15 protein-coding genes are annotated in these 18,275 nt (G+C 73.7%); 7 read left to right on the plus strand and 8 right to left on the minus strand.

Annotation, left to right across the window (positions count from 1 at the left end; all coding sequences use genetic code 11):
* The first annotated feature begins 4 nt into the window (after positions 1-4).
* Genes ACGH52_RS33985 through ACGH52_RS33995 form a run of 3 tightly spaced genes read left to right on the plus strand, consistent with a single transcriptional unit; the run spans position 5 to position 3,515 of the window.
* Positions 5-1,219 (plus strand): lycopene cyclase family protein, encoded by a 1,215-nt coding sequence (locus ACGH52_RS33985; protein WP_121704489.1) that lies wholly within the window; start codon positions 5-7, stop codon positions 1,217-1,219.
* Positions 1,216-1,950, plus strand: coding sequence for a class I SAM-dependent methyltransferase (locus ACGH52_RS33990; RefSeq protein WP_076977525.1), 735 nt, complete (start codon positions 1,216-1,218; stop codon positions 1,948-1,950). Before ACGH52_RS33985 ends, ACGH52_RS33990 begins: the two co-directional genes overlap by 4 nt.
* The gene (locus ACGH52_RS33995) at positions 1,947-3,515 is read left to right on the plus strand and encodes an FAD-dependent oxidoreductase (protein WP_399944987.1); all 1,569 of its coding nucleotides are present in this window, start codon (positions 1,947-1,949) and stop codon (positions 3,513-3,515) included. The genes ACGH52_RS33990 and ACGH52_RS33995 overlap by 4 nt, the downstream gene beginning before the upstream one ends.
* Positions 3,516-3,537: 22 nt before the next feature.
* Here the strand turns inward: ACGH52_RS33995 and ACGH52_RS34000 are convergent, their stop codons facing one another.
* The 6 genes from ACGH52_RS34000 to aztA all read right to left on the minus strand — a co-directional run bounded on the left by ACGH52_RS34000 (position 3,538) and on the right by aztA (position 10,877).
* Positions 3,538-4,548 carry a DUF5914 domain-containing protein gene (locus tag ACGH52_RS34000; RefSeq protein ID WP_399944990.1) on the minus strand — a complete coding sequence of 337 codons (1,011 nt, stop codon included), beginning with the start codon at positions 4,546-4,548 and terminating at the stop codon, positions 3,538-3,540.
* Positions 4,545-5,540, minus strand: a complete 996-nt coding sequence (locus ACGH52_RS34005; RefSeq protein WP_399944992.1) for a phytoene/squalene synthase family protein — start codon at positions 5,538-5,540, stop codon at positions 4,545-4,547. The genes ACGH52_RS34000 and ACGH52_RS34005 overlap by 4 nt, the downstream gene beginning before the upstream one ends.
* Positions 5,527-7,098: a phytoene desaturase family protein gene (crtI, locus tag ACGH52_RS34010; protein ID WP_399944995.1), complete on the minus strand. Its 1,572-nt coding sequence runs from the start codon at positions 7,096-7,098 to the stop codon at positions 5,527-5,529. The genes ACGH52_RS34005 and crtI overlap by 14 nt, the downstream gene beginning before the upstream one ends.
* The gene (locus tag ACGH52_RS34015; protein ID WP_399944998.1) at positions 7,095-8,237 is read right to left on the minus strand and encodes a polyprenyl synthetase family protein; all 1,143 of its coding nucleotides are present in this window, start codon (positions 8,235-8,237) and stop codon (positions 7,095-7,097) included. Before ACGH52_RS34015 ends, crtI begins: the two co-directional genes overlap by 4 nt.
* 267 nt (positions 8,238-8,504) lie before the next feature.
* Positions 8,505-9,878 carry a cryptochrome/photolyase family protein gene (locus ACGH52_RS34020; RefSeq protein ID WP_399945001.1) on the minus strand — a complete coding sequence of 458 codons (1,374 nt, stop codon included), beginning with the start codon at positions 9,876-9,878 and terminating at the stop codon, positions 8,505-8,507.
* Positions 9,879-10,133: 255 nt separating this feature from the next.
* The gene (gene aztA, locus ACGH52_RS34025) at positions 10,134-10,877 is read right to left on the minus strand and encodes a zinc ABC transporter ATP-binding protein AztA (protein WP_193777892.1); all 744 of its coding nucleotides are present in this window, start codon (positions 10,875-10,877) and stop codon (positions 10,134-10,136) included.
* Positions 10,878-10,891: 14 nt separating this feature from the next.
* On the opposite strand from aztA, the gene aztB reads away from it, so the two are divergent.
* The 4 genes from aztB (at position 10,892) to aztD (ending at position 15,288) form a co-directional block, all read left to right on the plus strand.
* Positions 10,892-11,788 carry a zinc ABC transporter permease AztB gene (gene aztB, locus ACGH52_RS34030; protein WP_210977217.1) on the plus strand — a complete coding sequence of 299 codons (897 nt, stop codon included), beginning with the start codon at positions 10,892-10,894 and terminating at the stop codon, positions 11,786-11,788.
* Positions 11,789-11,798: 10 nt separating this feature from the next.
* Positions 11,799-13,037: a hypothetical protein gene (locus ACGH52_RS34035; protein WP_399945006.1), complete on the plus strand. Its 1,239-nt coding sequence runs from the start codon at positions 11,799-11,801 to the stop codon at positions 13,035-13,037.
* Entirely contained in the window at positions 13,034-13,996 is a 963-nt protein-coding gene (gene aztC, locus ACGH52_RS34040; RefSeq protein WP_399945009.1) for a zinc ABC transporter substrate-binding protein AztC, read from the plus strand. Before ACGH52_RS34035 ends, aztC begins: the two co-directional genes overlap by 4 nt.
* A gap of 89 nt (positions 13,997-14,085) precedes the next feature.
* Positions 14,086-15,288 carry a zinc metallochaperone AztD gene (gene aztD / locus ACGH52_RS34045; RefSeq protein WP_210977220.1) on the plus strand — a complete coding sequence of 401 codons (1,203 nt, stop codon included), beginning with the start codon at positions 14,086-14,088 and terminating at the stop codon, positions 15,286-15,288.
* A 207-nt stretch (positions 15,289-15,495) separates the two neighbouring features.
* Here aztD and ACGH52_RS34050 read toward each other — a convergent pair whose 3' ends face one another.
* Positions 15,496-17,301, minus strand: coding sequence for a bifunctional sugar phosphate isomerase/epimerase/4-hydroxyphenylpyruvate dioxygenase family protein (locus ACGH52_RS34050; protein ID WP_121704476.1), 1,806 nt, complete (start codon positions 17,299-17,301; stop codon positions 15,496-15,498).
* A gap of 14 nt (positions 17,302-17,315) precedes the next feature.
* Complete coding sequence (locus ACGH52_RS34055; protein WP_121704475.1) at positions 17,316-18,194, minus strand: shikimate dehydrogenase; 879 nt, start codon at positions 18,192-18,194, stop codon at positions 17,316-17,318.
* Positions 18,195-18,275: the final 81 nt, after the last annotated feature.

The raw sequence follows: 18,275 nt of genomic DNA on the forward strand, positions 1-18,275 counted from the left end.
CCCTGTGACACCCGACCGCGCCGAGACCTCCGACGTGCTCGTCGTCGGGGGCGGCGCCGCCGGTCTCAGCCTCGCGCACCGGCTGACGGAGAACCCGGCCGCCACCGTGACCCTCGTCGAACCGCCGGACGGTCCGCTCCGCCCCGCGGAGCGCACCTGGTGCTACTGGGCGGCGGGCACCGACGGCCTGGAGGAGGCGGTCAGCGCCTCCTGGTCCGTACTGCGCGTGCACGGCGCCGACGGCCGCCCGCTCACCGTCGGACCGGCCCCCTTCACCTATCGCATGGTGCGCTCGACCGACTTCGAGCGGATGGTCCACGGCCGCCTGGCGCGTGCGGACGGCGCGCGACTCCTGCGCGCGACGGTGGAATCGGTGTGCGACGTGCCAGGAGGCGCCGCGGTCCGGTGCGCGCTGCCGGGAGGCCGGTCCCTGACGCTGCACGCCCGGAAAGTCTTCGACTCGCGGCCACTGCCCGGACTGCCACCGGCCCGTACCCGGCTGCTCCAGCACTTCCGCGGCTGGTTCGTGCGCACCGCCACCGACCGGTTCGACCCCACGGTCGCGGATCTGATGGACTTCCGGGTCCCGCAGCCCGCCCAGGGGCTCGCCTTCGGCTACGTCCTGCCGCTGACGCCGGACCGGGCGCTCGTGGAGTACACCGAGTTCTCCCGCGACGTGCTGACCACCGAGGCGTACGAGGCGGCACTCGGGCGCTACTGCCGCGACGTCCTCGGACTCGGCGAACTCACCGTGGAACGGACGGAGCAAGGGGTCATCCCCATGACCGACGCCCGCTTTCCACGGCGTGCCGGGTCCGCCGTGTTCCGCATCGGGACCGCGGGCGGTGCCACCCGTCCCGCCACCGGATACACCTTCGCCGCGGTGCAACGGCACGCCAGGGCCATCGCCGCCGCCCTGCGGGACGGGCACGGCGGCATCCCGGCACCGTACGGGCGACGGGCGCTGGCCATGGACGCCATCCTGCTGCGCGCCCTGGACACCGGACGGATCGACGGCCCGGACTTCTTCACCGGCCTCTTCCGCGACGTCCCGGCCGAGCGCCTGCTGCGGTTCCTCGACGGCACGACCTCGCTGCGGGAGGAGTGGGGCATCGGACTGCGCACCCCCGTCCGGCCGATGCTGCGCACCGCGGCCGAAGTGCCGTTCCTGCCCCGCCGTTCCCGGCCCGCCGCCCGAACCGGAGGAAGCAACCGATGACACTCCTGCGCGACCACGACCTGGCCCGCGCCTTCGACCACGCCGCCCACACCTACGACCACCTCACGGCCCTCAACCCCGGCTACCGCACCGACCTCCTGCGCTCGGCCCGACGCCTCGCGCTCCCGGACGACGGAGCCGGACTGCACCTGCTCGACCTCGGGTGCGGCACCGGCGCCTCCACCGCGGCCCTGCTCAGGGCCGCGCCGAGGGCCCGGATCACGGCCGTGGACGCCTCCGCGGGCATGCTGCGCCGAGCACTGGCCAAACCCTGGCCCGCACGCGTGCGCTTCCTCCACCTGACCGCCGAGGAACTCGCCGCGTCCCACGAGGGCCCCTTCGACGCGGTCTTCGCCGCCTACCTGTTCCGCAACGTCACCGACCCGGACGCGGTCCTGGCCGGGGTCCGCGGACTCCTGCGGCCGGGCGGACGCTTCGCCACCCACGAGTACAGCCTCAGCGGCTCACGCGTGCACCGGGCCCTGTGGTCGGCGGTGTGCCGCGGGTTCGTCGTCCCCGCGGGCACGCTCACCGGCGACCGCGCCCTCTACCGTCATCTGCGGCACAGCGTCCTCGCCTTCGACACCGCCCCCGAATTCGCCGCCCGCATGACCCGGGCGGGCCTGACCTCGGTGCGCGTCGCCCCCGTCGCCGGATGGCAGACGGGCATCGTGCACACCTTCCTCGCCCGCAACGGCGACCCGACCACCACGAGGGAGCACGTCCGTTGACCGCCCGCCGCCCCACCGCCGCCCGACGGGGCCGCGACCGCAAGGCCGAGATCCTCTTCCCCGCACCCGGCGCGGAACGCTTCCGACGCGGGGACGAGCCGTCCGTCGCGGTGATCGGCGGCGGCATCGCCGGTCTGGCCGCGGCCACCCTGCTGGCCGAACGCGGCGCCCGCGTCACTCTCTACGAGAAGGAGGACTCGCTCGGCGGCCGGCTCTCCGGCCGGCGCACCACCCTGACGGACGGCACCCCCGTGACCATGACCCGCGGGTTCCACGCCTTCTTCCGCCAGTACTACAACCTCCGCGGCCTGCTCCGCCGCACCGACCCCGGCCTGGAACGCCTCGGCGCGCTGCCCGACTACCCGCTGCGGCACAGCGGCGGCCTGACCGACAGCTTCGCCCGCGTCCCGCGGACCCCGCCCCTCAGCGCCCTCGGCTTCGTCGTCCTCAGCCCCACCTTCGGATGGCGGGACCTCGCCGCCCTGGACGCCCGGGCCGCACTGCCGCTCCTCGACGTGCGCGTGCCCGAGGTCTACGAACGCTTCGACACCGTCACCGCCACCGACTTCCTGGCAGGCGTGCGCTTCCCCGAGGCCGCGCACCACCTGGCCTTCGAGGTGTTCTCCCGCAGCTTCTTCGCCGATCCGCGCCGACTGTCCGCCGCGGAACTCCTGCTGATGTTCCACATCTACTTCCTGGGATCGGCCGAGGGCCTGCTCTTCGACGTACCGGACGAACCCTTCCCCCAGGCACTGTGGGACCCGCTCGGCGACTACCTCCGGAGCCTCGGGGCGCAGGTGCGCACCGGTACCCCCGTGCACGCGATCCTTCCCCGCGAGGGCGGGGGAGCGGACGTGAGCACCGGCACCGGCAGCGACCGCCACCAGGCCGTGGTGCTGGCCCTCGACACCGCGGGACTGCGGCAGGCCGTCGCCGCGTCGCCCGGCCTGGGCACCTCCGCCTGGCGCGAGGACATCGCCGCCCTGCGCACCGCGCCGCCGTTCCTCGTCTCCCGGCTCTGGCTCGACCGCCCGGTCCGCGCCGACCGGCCCGGATTCCTCGGCACGAGCGGCTACGGCGGGCTCGACAACATCAGCGTCCTGGAACGGTACGAGGGCGAGGCCGCCCGCTGGGCCGCCCGGACCGAGGGATCGGTCGTGGAACTGCACGCCTACGCAGTGGACCCGGCGGCCGAACCCAAGGAGGTGCAGGACAAGCTCGTCGACCGGCTGCACCAGGTGTACCCGGAGACGCGCGGGGCCCGCGTCGTCGACGCCCGGCACGAGTGGCGCGCGGACTGCCCGCTCTTCGAGGTCGGCTCCCACCGCCGACGCCCCACCGTGCGCACCCCCCACCCATGGCTGACCCTGGCCGGTGACGGAATCCGCTGCGACCTGCCCGTCGCCCTCATGGAACGGGCCGCCACCACCGGCTTCCTGGCCGCGAACGCCCTGCTCGCCGACCGCGGAGTGCGCGGCCAGACCCTGTGGACGGTCCCCCGGACGGGCCGTTCACCGGTGCTCCGGGCGCTCGGAGCCCTCGCGGGGCGCCGCCCGGCTCCCTGACCGGCGCCCCGCAGCCCCGGCCTCAGCCGGGGAACCGGCCGGTGCTGCGCAGCGCCCAGCGCCGTTCGGCATAGGCCAGGTCGTCGCGCCACAGGCGGCCGGCCGTACGGCGCATCAGCGGGCGCAGCACCGGGGCGGCGGCCCGCGCCAGGGCGAAGCCCGGCCGGTCCGACACGGCGACGACCGCCTCGACCACGGCGGTGCGCGGACGCGCGTGATCCCGCCCGGTCAGCGGCGTCGCGTGCGTCTCCACCACGGACGTGGCGCCCTCGCCGTCGGTGATGCGCATGACGACCGTGCGCGGTTCCGGCGCCGTGAACTCGGCCCGTACCGGAACCACGAGCCGCCCCGCCACCCGGAAGGAGACGTCGACGACGAAGACGTCGTCCTCGCCGCCCTCAGGCTCCCGCACCACCGACAGGTCGACGAACGAGTACGGGTGGAACCACGAGCCGTGCCACGGATCGAGCCGGTTGGCCACCACGTCCTGCGGTTCGCACCGCCCCACCGCCGTGAACACCGCGTCCACCCCACGGCCCGTCATGGGCCGGGCGGGCACGACGGGCCGCTCGGTGGGCTCCTCGCCACCCACCCCGTCCAGCCGCACCCAGACGAGTACGCCGTCGTCGTGCACGGGGAACGGCTGCCACCCGGCGGACGCGGAACCGTCCAGGGCGAGCCCGTGCCAGTGGCAGACCAGCGTGCCGCACACCACCCGGCTGTCGCGCAGCGGAGCGCCCAGGTGCGGGCAGATGCCCGGACCGGCATGAAGCCCGCCGTCCGGCGAGCGCCACAGCACCACCTCCACCCCACCGACCGTCCGGCCGTAGGGGCGATCGCCCGCGCGCACGGTGCGGGAGGCGCCGACCACGAACCAGTTGCCGGACGGACGGGCGGACGCCCGCTCGAGCGCGTCGGCGATCAGCGCGGGCCGCGCCTGGCGCCAGGTCGGGGTCTGCGCCGCCCAGTCCGGACCGGGCCCCCGCCGCCGCAACGGCGGCGACCAGCGCTTGCCGCCCCTTCCACCACTCACCGCACCGGCCCCTTCCACTCGACTGCCGGACCGCCCGCCGGGACTGCTCGCCGCGGGGCGCGAGGACGCCACCGGGCAGCGGCCACGCGCAGCACCCCGGCCGCGGCGGTCGCCGCACGACGCCGACGCGACACCACCGCACGACGATGCAGCACGGAGTAGTCCTGCTCGGCGATCGCGTCGAGAATCCCGCCGTAGAGGGTGAACGCGGCACGGATGCAGGGACGCACCCGCGGATCGAGCATGGCGATGCCCGGCTCCGCCGTCCGGTACACGCGTCGCGTCATGGCCTCCGCCGCCATGAGAGCGGCCCGGATGCGGCGGTCGCGGCGCCCGGTACGCCTGCTCCACTCCAGCAGGGACCGGTCCACACCGTGCGCGGCCAGCAGATCACCGGGCAGGTAGACGCGGCCCCGGTCGAGGTCCTCGCCCACGTCGCGCAGGAAGTTGGTGAGCTGGAACGCCACACCGAGCGCCGCCGCGTGCGGTGCCGCCTCTTCCCGGGGCGTGACCGTGCCGAGGACCGGCAGCATCTGCAGGCCGATGACCGCCGCCGAACCGTGCACGTACCCCTGCAGATCGGCGAACGTCGGGTAGTGGGTGACGGTCAGATCGGCACGCATCGAGGACAGGAAGTCGGCGAAGAGCGCATGATCGATGCCGTACCGGTCGGCGGTGTCCACGACGGCCCTGACCACCGGTTCGTCGCCCGTTCCGGTGCGCAGCCCGTCGGCCAGATCGCCCTCCAGGCGGCGCAGCAGCCGGTCGCGCTCCCCCGTCGTACGGGGCCGGTCGAGGTCGTCCACGATGTCGTCCGCCCAGCGGGCGAAGCCGTACAGGGCGTGCACGGCGGAGCGGCGTTCGAGCGGCAGCAGGCGGGTGGCGAGGAAGTAGGTCCTGCCGTGGCGGGCGTTGAGCCGACGGCACTGGGCGTAGGCGGCGCGCAGCACGGGATCGGTGATCCCGGCGGCGTCCAGTTCACGACGGGTCATCAGCACCTGCCGGGGCCGGGACGGGAGAGGTGCCGGGCGCGGCCGGGGAGCGGCGCGCCGAAGCGGACCGGGGACGGACGCCGCCGGTGACGCGGGCGGCGGCCAGTTTGCCGCTGACGAGGACGGTCGGAACACCGACGCCCGGAGTGGTCCCGCACCCGGCGAGCACCACGTTGTCCACCCCCCGTACGAGGTTGCGCGGACGGAACGGCCCGGTCTGGGCGAAGGTGTGGGAGACCGAGAAGGGGCTTCCGGCGGCGTGGCCCTGCCTCGCCCAGTCGAGCGGCGTCACCAGGAGTTCCTCCTGGACGCTGTCCGCGAACCCGTCCAGGCCCCGGCGCTCCAGCTCGCTCACCAGGCGGTCGCGGTAGCGGGGGCCCAGCTCTCGCCACGTGGTGGCCGCGGGGCCGACCGCGGTGTTGGGACAGGGGGCGAGGACGTAGTGGAGGTGGCGCCCGGGGGGCGCCAGGTCGGGATCGTGCGCCGTGGGGCGGGTGATCAGGAGGGACGGATCGCTCATCAGCTCGCCCGTCCGGGTCAGCTCGTCGAAGGTGCGCTCCCACGCGGCGCTGAAGGAGAGGGTGTGGTGGGCGAGGTGCGGCCAGGTGCGGTCGGTGCCCGCGTGCAGGATCACCGCGGACGGCGAGTGACGCAGCCGGGCCGGCCGCCGCGGCGCCCGCCCCAGCAGTCCGTACGCGGCCGGCAGCTCGCACGTCAGCACCACCGCGTCGCAGGGGACGCGCTCACCGGAGGACAGGCGGACGGCCCGCACCCGGCTCGCCGAACGCTCCAGCGCGCTGACCTCGGCCCCCCAGCGCAGATCGGCACCGGCGTCCGCCGCCGCGTCGGCCATGGCGCGGGGGAGTGCGTGCATGCCGCCCTTCGGGAACCAGACCCCGGCCACGGTGTCCATGTACGCGATCACCGCGTAGGCCGCGAGTGCGCGGGCCGGGGCGACCCCGGCGTACAGCGCCTGGAAGGAGAAGACGCGGCGCAGGCGGTCGTCGGACAGGAAGCGGCCGATGCGGCCGTCCAGCCGTCCGAAACCGCCCAGCGCCGCCAGCCGGGCGAGATCCGGATGCAGCAACTGCAGGGGCGAGTCGAAGTTCGTGTCGATGAAGCGGCGCATCTGAACCCGGTACAGCCGCTCCAGCCACCGCCGCAGGTCGCGGTAGCCGGCCGCCTGGACCGGCCCGGCGAAGCGGCGCACCTCCGCCTCCATCGCCTCGCCGTCGGTGTGCACGTCGAGTGCGGAACCGTCCGCGAAGCACGCCCGGTAGGCGGGGTGCAGAGCCGTCAGCTCCACGCGACGGTGCAGGCTGTCCCCGACGGCGGCGAACGCCTCGTCCGCCAGGTGCGGCATGGTCAGCACCGTGGGGCCGGTGTCCAGCGTGTAGCCGCCCAGGCGTACCCGGCCGGACCGGCCGCCCGGACCGGTGTCCCGTTCGACGACGGTGACCCGGCGCCCGGCGCCCAGCAGGTGCAGCGCACAGGCCAGCCCGGACAGCCCGGCTCCCACCACGACGACATGGTCGGTCGGCCCCGGCACCCGCTTCACGCGGCCCCCTCCCCACCGTGCGGGGCCACGCCCGTCGCGCGCCCGACCAGTGCGGCGAACTCGTGCCGCACGGCGGGGTGTGCGCCGGTGCGCCCGAAGTGCCCGAGGCTCAGGTCCGTCAGCTCCTCGATCTTCGCCTCCACCAGGTCCCGGGCGCCGGTGCGCCGCAGCGCGGACCGCACGTGCCGTACGGCCTTCTCGGGCCCGGGGTCCGCGTCCGGAGCCAGCGCCGCGGCGGCCTGGCGATCACCGGTGGCCTCGGCGAGCCGGACGGCGACGGCGAGGAGGTAGGTGAGCTTGCGGCTGCGCAGATCGTCGTCGGCCGGTTTGCCGGTCAGCGCGGGGTCGCCGAAGGCGCCCAGGAGGTCGTCGCGGAGCTGGAAGGCCAGCCCGGCGCACCGGCCGGCCGTCCGCAGCGCGTCCAGCAGGTGCTCGTCGGCTCCGGCCAGGGACGCTCCCAGCGCGAGGGGCCGGGCGACGGTGTACAGCGCGCTCTTCAGCGTCGCGATGCTCAGCGCCTCGTCCACATCGGAGGACCGGGCGGCCTGGGCGTGCAGGTCGCGGTACTGCCCGGCGACCATCTCGGTGCGCATCGCCCGCCACTCGTCGTGCAGGCGCCGGCCGTGCGGCGTACCCAGCGCCGTCTCGGTCAGCAGGTCGTCCGCCCAGGCCAGGGCCAGGTCACCGGCGAGGACGGCGGCCGACGTGCCGAAGTCCTCCGCGGAGCCGTACCTGGCCGCGGCCCAGTGGCTGCGAGCGAGTTCGACGTGCAGGGCCGGTGCGCCGCGTCGCCGCACGGATCCGTCCATCACGTCGTCGTGCACGAGGGCGCACGCCTGGAGCAGTTCGAGGGCGGCCCCCGTGCGCAGGACGGCCGCGGCGTCACCCGAGCCGCCCGCCGCGCGCCAGCCGCAGTGGGCGAACGCGGTGCGCAGGCGTTTGCCGCCCCGCTCGACCAGCGTGGCGAGGCGGCCGGCCAGTTCCCGGGCGAAGACGGGGTCGACCGCACGGGAGTGGCGCAGTCTTTCGTCGAGCACCCGGGCGAGGACGGTGCCGACGCCGTTCGCCGCGTCGACCGCGGTGAAAGGGTCGTCGACGCGTCCGGCCGGTGGGGCCACCATCGGAGGCAGTCCAGGCATGCACAACCCCTTCTCACTCTCGGTCATCCGCACGACAGTGCTTCCGCCGGGAGCCCTGTCGCGGATGCGGCGGCTCCTGTCCGGTTCGGCACCGCGGCCGCCGCCGTCACCTCAGGGGCCCCACGTCACGGGCTCATGGCGGAGTATCACCCCGCGCGCGCTCCTGATCGCGGACCTCGGCGCGGTCGGTGAGCCGGTGCTCGACGAAGCGCCGCGGCGCCCGAGGTGGGCTCTGCCGCGGTGGACGCGGCGCCGCCGGGTGTCTCCTCAGTCGCGGCCGCGGGCGTGCTTGAAGCGGGCGAGCCCGTCGGCGAGGTCGATGAGCGGATCCGGGTAGTCGAGTCCCGCGCGTTCCGTCCCCGCCAGCCGCCAGGGCTCGTGCACACTCCTGCCGTCCAGGCCCCTCAGCTCCGGCACCCAGCGACGCACGTAGGCGCCGTCCGGGTCGAACCTCCTGGACTGGACGAGCGGATTGAGCACCCGGTGGGGGCGGGTGTCGGTGCCGGTGCCCGCGACCCACTGCCAGTTGAGCTGGTTGTTGACGACATCGCCGTCCACGAGGAGGTCCAGAAAATGCCGGGCGCCGATCCGCCAGTCGACGTACAGCGTCTTGGTCAGGAAGCCGGCTGCCAGCAGCCGCGCGCGGTTGTGCATCCAGCCCTCGTGGCGCAGCTGGCGCATGGCCGCGTCGACGATCGGATAACCGGTCCGCCCGTCGCGCCAGGCGGCGATGTCATCGGCGGCGTCGCCCTCCTGACGCCACCGGTCGTGGCGGGTGCGGTAGTCCTCCCGGGACGCCTCGGGCCGCGCGGCCAGCACCTGGTGGTGGAAGTCCCGCCAGCACACCTGGCGCACGAACGCCTGAGCGCCGGGCCCGCCGTGCGCGCGGGCCCGGTGGACGAGCTCCACCGGGGAGAGCGCACCGAAGTGGAGGTACGGCGACAGCCGGGACGTGGCGTCACCCGCGAGGTCGTCGTGCCGGTCCTCGTACCGGGACAGTCCGGAACGCGACCACCGCGAGTACCGGTCACGTCCGGCGGTCTCCCCTCCGGCGGGCAGCCCGGGCGAGGTGCCGGCCACGTCCGCGCGGTCGGGCAGGGCCTCGCCGCGCACCCCGTCGGGGACGCGCACGGTGCGCGGTGCGGCGAGGGGCTTCCGCAGCGTCTCCTGGGACCAGCGGCGGAAGTAGGGGGTGAACACGGCGAAGTGGTCGCCGCCGGAGGGCGTCACCGCTCCCGGAGCGACGGCGGTGATCACCGCCTCGTGCACCCGCAGCGCCACGCCGTCGTCGCCGAGTTGCTCGCGCAGCCGTTCCTCACGGCGCTGGGCGTACGCCGTGACGCCCGCGGCCATGTGCACCTCGGCGGCCCCGCACTCGGCGGCCACCGCGCGGACCTCCCGGGCGACCGGCCCCGAGCGGACCACGAGCCGGCCCCCGCGGCGGCGTAGCGAGGAGTCGAGGTCGCCGAGGCAGTCGGCGAGGAACGCCCTGCGGTTGGGCGCGTCGAAACCCGCCGCGTGGACCCCGGTGTCGAGAACGAACAGCGGCACCACCTCGTCCGCCGCCTTCAGCGCGGCGCGCAGCGGCGGATGGTCGTGCAGACGCAGATCCGAGGTGAACAGGACGACCGCGACGGTCATGGTGCCTCTCCTGGCGCAGTGGTGGTACGCGAACGGTGCTCGGTGCTCCACACTTCGACGACCGCCCCGACGCCGGATGCGCCGCCCGCTGTGCGCTCACGGCCGCGACTTCACCTTTCCGGTTCGCTCCACGACACCCTGCGCCGTCGACCGATCATCGGTGCGAGCCCATCTTCCCGCCGCCCGGTCTCCGCGGCAGCCGGGGAACGGAGCGGGCGACCGGCAGACCCAGCGCCCCGCGTCCGGTCGCGGGCTTCACGCCGGCTGCCAGATCCGGGTCAGTGCCTGAGGGGTGAGTACCTGCTCGGGCGGGCCGTCTCCGACCAGCCGTCCGTCGCTGAGGAGCAGACAGGCGTCGGCCGAGCGGGCGGCGTCGAGATCGTGCGTGGCCTGGACGACGGTCGTGCCGTCGGCCACCAGGTCGGTCAGCAGCGCCGTGATCCGCTCCCGTGCCTCGGGATCGAGGCCGGTGGTCGGCTCGTCCAGGAGCAGCAGGTCGGACTGCTGGGCGAGACCCTGGGCGATCAGGACGCGCTGGCGCTGGCCGCCCGACAACTCGCCGAGCTGGCGGGCGCCGAGGTCGGCGACGCCCAGCCGTTCCATGGCGGAGTCGACCACGGCCCGGTCCTGCCGGGTCGGCCGCCGCCACAGTCCCCGCTCGCCCCAGCGGCCCATCTCCACGGTCTGCCGCGCCGTCAGGGGGAGTGTGTCGCCGACGGCGCCGCGCTGCGGGACGAAAGCCGGTGGCGAGCCCTGCGCGTACCGGAGCTGTCCGGATGTGGCAGTGATCACGCCGGCCAGGACCCCCAGCAACGTGGACTTGCCGCTCCCGTTCGGCCCTACGAGCGCGGTCATGGTCAAAGCCGTTATGCCCGCACTGAGTTGGCGGAGAACGGGGCGGCCGGGGTAACCGGCGTCCAGCTCGTGGAACCGGACGCGCTCGTTCCTCGGTTCGCCGTCCGGCGGGGACAGGGGGTTGTTATTGAACATGGTTGTCATTGTAGGGTCCTCGTATGGAGTGGTTGACGGCCCCTTTCGAGGTGGCCTTTGTGCAGCGGGCCCTGTGGGCCGGGATCCTGGTGTCGGCGATCTGCGCCCTCGCGGGTACGTGGGTGGTGCTGCGGGGGATGGCCTTCCTCGGCGACGCCATGTCCCACGGACTGCTGCCCGGCGTCGCGGTCGCCTCGCTGCTCGGGGGCAACCTGCTGGTGGGGGCGGTGGCGAGCGCGGCCGTCATGACCGCGGGCGTCACAGTCCTCGGCCGCACCCCGAGGCTGTCCCAGGACACCGGCATCGGCCTGCTGTTCGTCGGCATGCTGTCGCTCGGCGTCATCATCGTGTCCCGCTCGCAGTCCTTCGCGGTGGACCTCACCGGATTCCTCTTCGGCGACGTCCTCGCCGTGCGGGAGAGCGACCTGACGCTCCTCGGGGCGGCCCTGCTGCTGGCACTGACCGTCTCGGTGCTCGGTCACCGTGCCTTCCTGGCCCTGGCGTTCGACGAACGCAAGGCCCGCACGCTCGGGCTGCGTCCCCGGCTCGCCCACGCCGTGCTGCTGGGACTGCTGGCGCTGGCCATCGTCGCCTCGTTCCACATCGTGGGAACGCTCCTCGTCCTCGGCCTGCTCATCGCCCCGCCCGCGGCCGCACTGCCCTGGGCGCGCAGCGTCAGCGGCGTCATGGCCCTGGCCGCGGTCCTCGGCGCGTCCGCCACCTTCGGCGGACTGCTCCTGTCCTGGCACTTGAGCACCGCGGCCGGAGCGAGCGTCTCGGCCCTCGCGGTCGGCCTCTTCTTCCTGTCCCACCTGGCGTCCGGACTCCGGCACCGCCGCCGTGCGCGCCGTGCCGGCCTCCCGGTCCCGGCGGTCACCTCGGCCCCGAGCGCCCCCATGTCCCGACCGAACGAAACCTGAGGCGATCTCCTTGTCCGTCCGAAGAAACGTCACATCGCTGGTGCCCGCGCTGGCGGCCGTGTTTCTCCTGACCGCCGGATGCGGAGGCCAGGAGGATGCCGAGTCCGGCTCCGAGCGCCCCACTTCCCCCACCACCCCCCACGGCTACGTCGAAGGTGCCAACGAGGCGGCCGAGCAGCAGTCCCGGCTCGTGCTCGGCGACCCCGGCAGCGGCGACACCCGGGTGCTGGACCTGATCACCGGCAAGGTGCACGACACCGCCCGCAGACCGGGTGTCACCGCGCTCACCACGGACGGCCGCTTCGGCTACCTCCACACCGCGGACGGCACCCACGTGCTCGACAGCGGCGCGTGGATGGTCGACCACGGCGATCACGTGCACTACTACCGCGCGAAGATCCAGGAGGTCGGAAAGCTCCCGGGCGGCACCGGTGCGCGCGTCCGCAGTGACGCGGGCGTCACCGTGGTCACGGCGGCGGACGGGCAGGCGAGCGTGTACCCCCGAACGGAGTTGGAGAAGGGCGCCCTCGGCACCCCCACCCGGCTCCCGGGCACCTCCGCCGGCGCCGTCGTGCCGTACGCGGAACACCTCATCACCCTCACCGGCGAAGGCGGCGGCCCCGCGAGCGTCGCCGTGCTCGACCGGTCCGGCAAGCAGGTCGCCGCCCCGGATGCGGAGTGCGTGGACCCGCGGGGCGACGCGGTCACCCGGCGCGGGCTCGTCCTCGGCTGCGCCGACGGCGCCCTGCTCGTCCACGGGGACGACGGCACCTTCACCGCCGAGAAGATCCCCTACGGCGAGGACGTGCCGCGGCCGGAGCGGGCCACCGAGTTCCGGCACCGCCCCGGCAGCAGCACCCTCACGGCACCCGCGGGCAAGGAAGCCGTCTGGGTCCTGGACGTCACCAAGGGCGCCTGGACCCGGGTGGAGACCGGCCCCGTGGTCGCCGCGAACACGGCCGGTGAAGGCGCGCCGCTGCTGGTTCTGGAGACCGACGGGGCCCTGCACGGCTACGACATATCCGCCGGCAGGGAGACCACGGTCACCGATCCCTTGCTGAAGGACATACCCGAAGCCGGGCCCGGGGGCACCACGGCTCCGGTGATCGAGGTGGACCGCAGCCGCGCCTATCTCAACGACCCCGAGGGCAGGCGCGTGTACGAGGTCGACTACAACGACAACCTCCGTGTGGCGCGCACCTTCGACCTGGACGTCCGTCCGTCCCTGATGGTGGAGACGGGCCGATGAGCGTGCGCGTGGGTGCGGCACGGGTCCGTGCCCTGCTGGTGACCCTGATCAGCTTCTTCGTCCTCGCCGGTGCGGCGACCGGCTGCGCGGGCGGTGGCGACGAACGGCCCCGGGTCGTGGTGACCACCAACATCCTCGGCGACATCACCCGGGAGATCGTCGGGGACGAGGCGGACGTCAGTGTCCTGATGAAGCCCAACGCCGACCCGCACTCCTTCGGTCTGTCGGCCGTGCAGGCCGCGGAGCTGGAGAACGCGGACCTGGTCGTCTACAACGGGCTCGGTCTGGAGGAGAACGTCCTGCGGCACGTGGAAGCGGCCCGCGAGTCCGGCGTGGCCACCTTCGCGGCGGGCGAGGCGGCCGACCCGCTCACCTTCCGCACCGGGCAGGAGGGCGGCCCCGAGGAGGAGGCCGGCGAACCCGACCCGCACTTCTGGACCGACCCCGACCGGGTGCGCAAGGCCGCCGGCCTGATCGCCGACCAGGTCGCCGAACACGTGGACGGCGTGGACGAGAAGGCAGTCCGGGCCAACGCGGCACGCTACGACGGACAACTCGCCGACCTCACCGCCTGGATGGAGAAGTCCTTCGCCGCCGTGCCCGAGGACCGGCGCGCCCTGGTCACCAACCACCACGTCTTCGGCTACCTCGCCGACCGCTTCGGCTTCCGGGTGATCGGCGCCGTCGTCCCCAGCGGCACCACCCTCGCCTCACCCAGCTCCTCCGACCTGCGCTCCCTGACCCAGGCCATGGAGAAGGCGCAGGTGCGCACCGTCTTCGCCGACTCCTCCCAGCCCACCCGGCTCGCCGAGGTGCTGCGCCAGGAGATGGGCGGTGACGTGGATGTGGTCTCGCTGTACTCCGAGTCGCTGACCGAGAAGGGCAAGGGCGCCGACACCTACCTGCAGATGATGCGCGCCAACACCTCGGCCATGGCCGACGGCCTCACCGGCGACTGAACGAGCTTCCCCGCGGCCCGGCGAACGAACACGCCGGCCGTTCCACCCCGCAAACCCGCGCCCTGAGGGCCGGAGAGGACAGACACACCATGAACAGGTCGACACGCGCCAGAACGCTCACGGGCACGGCACTCGCCCTGGCGGCGGCCATGACGCTGACCGCCTGCGGCGGCAACGACGACGCCTCCTCCGACGCCGAGCCGAAGAAGCAGACGGAGAGCAGCGGGGCCGCTGCCGTCAAGAACCCGATCGTCGCCTCCTACGACGGGGGCCTCTACGTCCTCGACGGCGAGACCCTGAAGCTGGCGAAGACGGTCGAGCTGCCCGGCTTCAACCGGGTCAACCCGGCGGGCGACCAGGACCACGTCATCGTCTCCACCGACAGCGGCTTCCGCGTGTTCGACGCGGCCCGACAGACGTTCACGGACGCCGAGTTCAAGGGCGTGAAGCCGGGGCATGTGGTGCGGCACGGTGGCAAGACGGTGCTGTTCACCGACGGCACGGGCGAGGTGAACGTCTTCGACCCCGCCGACCTGGCCGGCGGGAAGCAGCCCAAGGGCCGCACCTACACCTCCGCGGAGGCCCACCACGGTGTCGCCATCGAACTGGCGGGCGGCGAACTCGTCAGCACCCTGGGCACCGAGGAGAAGCGCACCGGCGCCCTCGTCCTGGACAAGGACAACAAGGAGATCGCCCGCGCCGAGAACTGCCCCGGCGTGCACGGCGAGGCCGCCGCCCAGGGCGACGTGGTCGGACTCGGCTGCGAGGACGGCGTACTCCTCTACAAGGGCGGCAAGTTCACCAAGGTCGACGCCCCCGACGACTACGCCCGGACCGGCAACCAGGCAGGCAGCGACGTCTCCCCGATCCTCCTGGGCGACTACAAGACCGACCCCGACGCGGAACTGGAACGGCCGACCCGCATATCCCTGATCGACACCCGCACCGCGAAGATGAAGCTGGTCGACCTCAAGACCAGCTACTCCTTCCGCTCCCTGGCCCGCGGCCCGCACGGCGAAGCCCTCGTGCTCGGCACCAACGGCGTCCTGCACGTCATCGACCCGGAGACCGGCAAGGTCCAGAAGAAGATCGACGCCGTCGGCGACTGGACGGAGCCCCTGGACTGGCAGCAGCCCAGGCCCACCCTGTTCGTCCGTGACCACACGGCGTACGTCTCCGACCCGGGCAAGCGCCAACTGCACTCCTTCGACCTGGACGCGGGCGAGAAGCTGACGTCCGTGACCCTGCCGAAGGCCACCAACGAACTGTCCGGGACGGTGGCCGGCCACTGACCGGTCCCGCTCGACGGACCGCTGAGCGGCCCGAAGGGGAACGCCCGCCGGACTCGTGCTCCGGACCGGCGGGCGTTCCGTTCTGCCTGAAGGTCCGTGCCGGGGTGTGACCGGAGTACTCGTCAAGTCTCGGCGTCACTGTAAAACCGCGGCGAGCCGAAAGCGCCCTTTGCCCCACCGCGCACGGGCGGCACCTGAGCGACCTCGTCAGCCGCCGGTGAATCCGCGTGCCGCGTGTTGTGCCGCCAGCCGCACCGGGGCGTTCGGGGCGCCGTAACCGCGGTAGTCGCCGTCGCGCTGGACGAGTTCGAAGAAGACCCGGCCGACGGTGTGCGTGTAGCAGTGCCGGAAGGTGCCGTGTTCGTCGCGGTCGTAGAGGATGCCCAGCTCCCGGTACGTATCCAGCTCGCCGTCGGCGAAAATGAAGCGGGCCGCGAGGTCGTCGTAGTAGTTGTCGGGAATCGGCAGCAGCTCGCCCCCGGCCGCCCGGTGGGCGCGGGCGGCAGCGACCACGTCGTCGGTGGCCAGGGCGATGTGCTGGGCGTGCGCGGTGTCGTCGACGGGCGCCGCGCCGACGGTCAGCACGATGCGGACGGCGCCGTCGTCGGTGGTGACGGCGCGGCTGCGCAGCAGTCCGTAGGGGTCGGCGACGTCCACGCTTTCCTGCGGCCGCAGCCCGAGGACGGCGTGGTGGAAGAGCGCCGCCTCGTCGAACTGGTGCCAGGGCTGGGTGAGGGAGAGGTGATCGACGCGCCATCCGGCGTCGTCGCCGGGAGCGGACCCGGCATCCTGCACGTCTTCGAAGTCCGCCCGCCAGTCGGGCAGTCGGGGGTGTCCGGTGGCGCAGAAGAACAGCTCCGTGCCGTCGGGTGCGGCGACCGCTTCCAGCGGGGCGTCCCCGGGGGTCCGGCGGCGGGGCAGCACCGGTGCCAGCAGGGCCTCGGCGCGGTGGGCCGCCGCGGCGGGGTCGGGTGACTCCAGGCCGACGGCGGCCAGGCGGGTGCCTTGGCGGCGCTCGGCCGGTCCGCTGTTGACCAGGATGCGGGCGTCGCCCCGCTGCCACAGGTCGACCGGCTTGCCCCGGTGCCGTGCGGACCGGGTGAAGCCCAGTGCGCCGAGCACGGCCGAGACGGGGGCGGCGTCGGGCGTGACCAGTTCGGCGAAGGCGACCCCGGTGGGCGCGGTGAGCGCGGGCAGTGCGGCGATGCCGACCTGTTCCTGGAGGACCAGCAGGGAGCGCCGGGCGTCTACGGCGGTGGGCCCGGCGTCGGACTGCCGGAAGACGTCGTTGAAGACTTCCAGCGAGAGGGGCCCCGTGTACCCGGCGCGCAGGACGTGCCGCAACAGCCCGGCGAGGTCGAAGCCACCCTGACCGGGGAAGCAGCGGTAGTGGCGGCTCCACTGGAGGACGTCCATCGCGAGCAGCGGGGCGTCGGCGAGCTGGAGGAAGAAGATCTTCTCGCCGGGGATGTCCTCGATGCCCTTGGGGTCACTGCCGCGCGAGAGGATGTGGAAGCTGTCCAGGCACGTGCCGAGCGCGGGATGGTCCGCGGCCTTCACGACGTGCCAGGCGTGATCGTAGGTGCTGATGTACCGGCCCCAGGCGAGCGCCTCGTAGGCGACGCGGATGCCGTGGTCCTGGGCCAGGTCGGCCAGCCGGCCGAGCTGTTCGGCGGCGAGGGCGTCGTCGTCCAGGGCGTGCGGGGAGACGCTGGAGCACACCAGGACGGTGTCCGCGCCGAGCCCGCGCATCAGCTCGAACTTGTGCCGGGCGCGGCGCAGGGCGCGGGCGAAGTCGTCCTCGGGCAGTGCCTCGACGTCCCGCATGGGCTGGTAGAGGTCGATGGTGAGTCCGAGGTCGGCGCAGCGGGCGCGGATCTCGGCCGGGGCGAGGGAGGAGGCCAGCAGGTCGTTCTCGAAGATCTCCACACCGTCGAAGCCCGCCCGGCTGGCGGCCGTGAGCTTCTCGGTGAGGGAGCCGCTCAGCGAGACGGTGGCGATGGAGGTGCGCACGTCGGTCCCTCTTCCTACTGCGGGGCGCCCACGGCGCCGGCCAGGTCGGTGATGTCGGCGAGCATCCGAGCGGCGTCGGGTTCGAGCCCGGTGAAGAGCTGGAAGGCGTCGGCGGCCTGGAAGACGGCCATGCCGCCGCCGTCGAGCGTCGTGCAGCCGCGGGCGCGTGCGGTGCGCAGCAGTTCGGTTTCCAGCGGGCGGTAGACGACTTCGGCGACCCACAGTCCGGGACGGAGCAGTTCTGCGGGCAGCGGCAGTCCCGGGTGTGCGGCCATGCCGGTCGGGGTGGCATGGACGATGCCGTCGGCGGACCTCAGCAGTCCGGGCAGCCGGTCGGAGGGGGCGTGGGCGGCACGGCCGTCCCCGAAGTGCCGGTTCAGCGAGGCGGCGAGGGCCGCGGCCCGATCGGGCATGGCGTCCACGACGGTGACCCGGCCGGCGCCGAGGTTGAGCGTGGCGTGGGCCACGGCCGCGCCCGCGCCGCCCGCGCCGAGCTGCACGATCCGCTCCAGGGGTGCGTCGGGCAGTCCGCGGGCGAAGGACGCGGCGAAGCCGGTGACGTCAGTGTTGTGGCCGGTGGCACGGCCGTCGTCGTCGAAGACGACGGTGTTGACGGCGCCGAGCGCCTCCGCCTGCGGTGCGAGGGCGTCCAGGTGCCCGATGACGTGCTGCTTGCACGGGTGGGTGATGTTCAGTCCGTCGAAGCCCAGGTCCCGGGCGGCGCGCAGCAGATCGCCCACGGCTTCGGGCGGGACGCCGAGGGCGTCGATGTCGATCAGCCGGTACAGGTAGCGCAGGCCCTGGCGACCGGCCTCCCGCTCGTGCAGAGCCGGGCTGAGCGACGGGCCGATGCCGGAACCGATCAGTCCGACGAGATACGAGTCCTTGGCCACCGGGGACGACCTCCTGAGCGGCTCGGGCCTGGACCCGAGCGAGCAATGTACGAACCAGTACGTTAGTCATAGCAGGAGGTC

The sequence above is a fragment of the Streptomyces sp. BBFR25 genome, from assembly GCF_044590125.1.
Classification (GTDB): domain Bacteria; phylum Actinomycetota; class Actinomycetes; order Streptomycetales; family Streptomycetaceae; genus Streptomyces; species Streptomyces canus_D.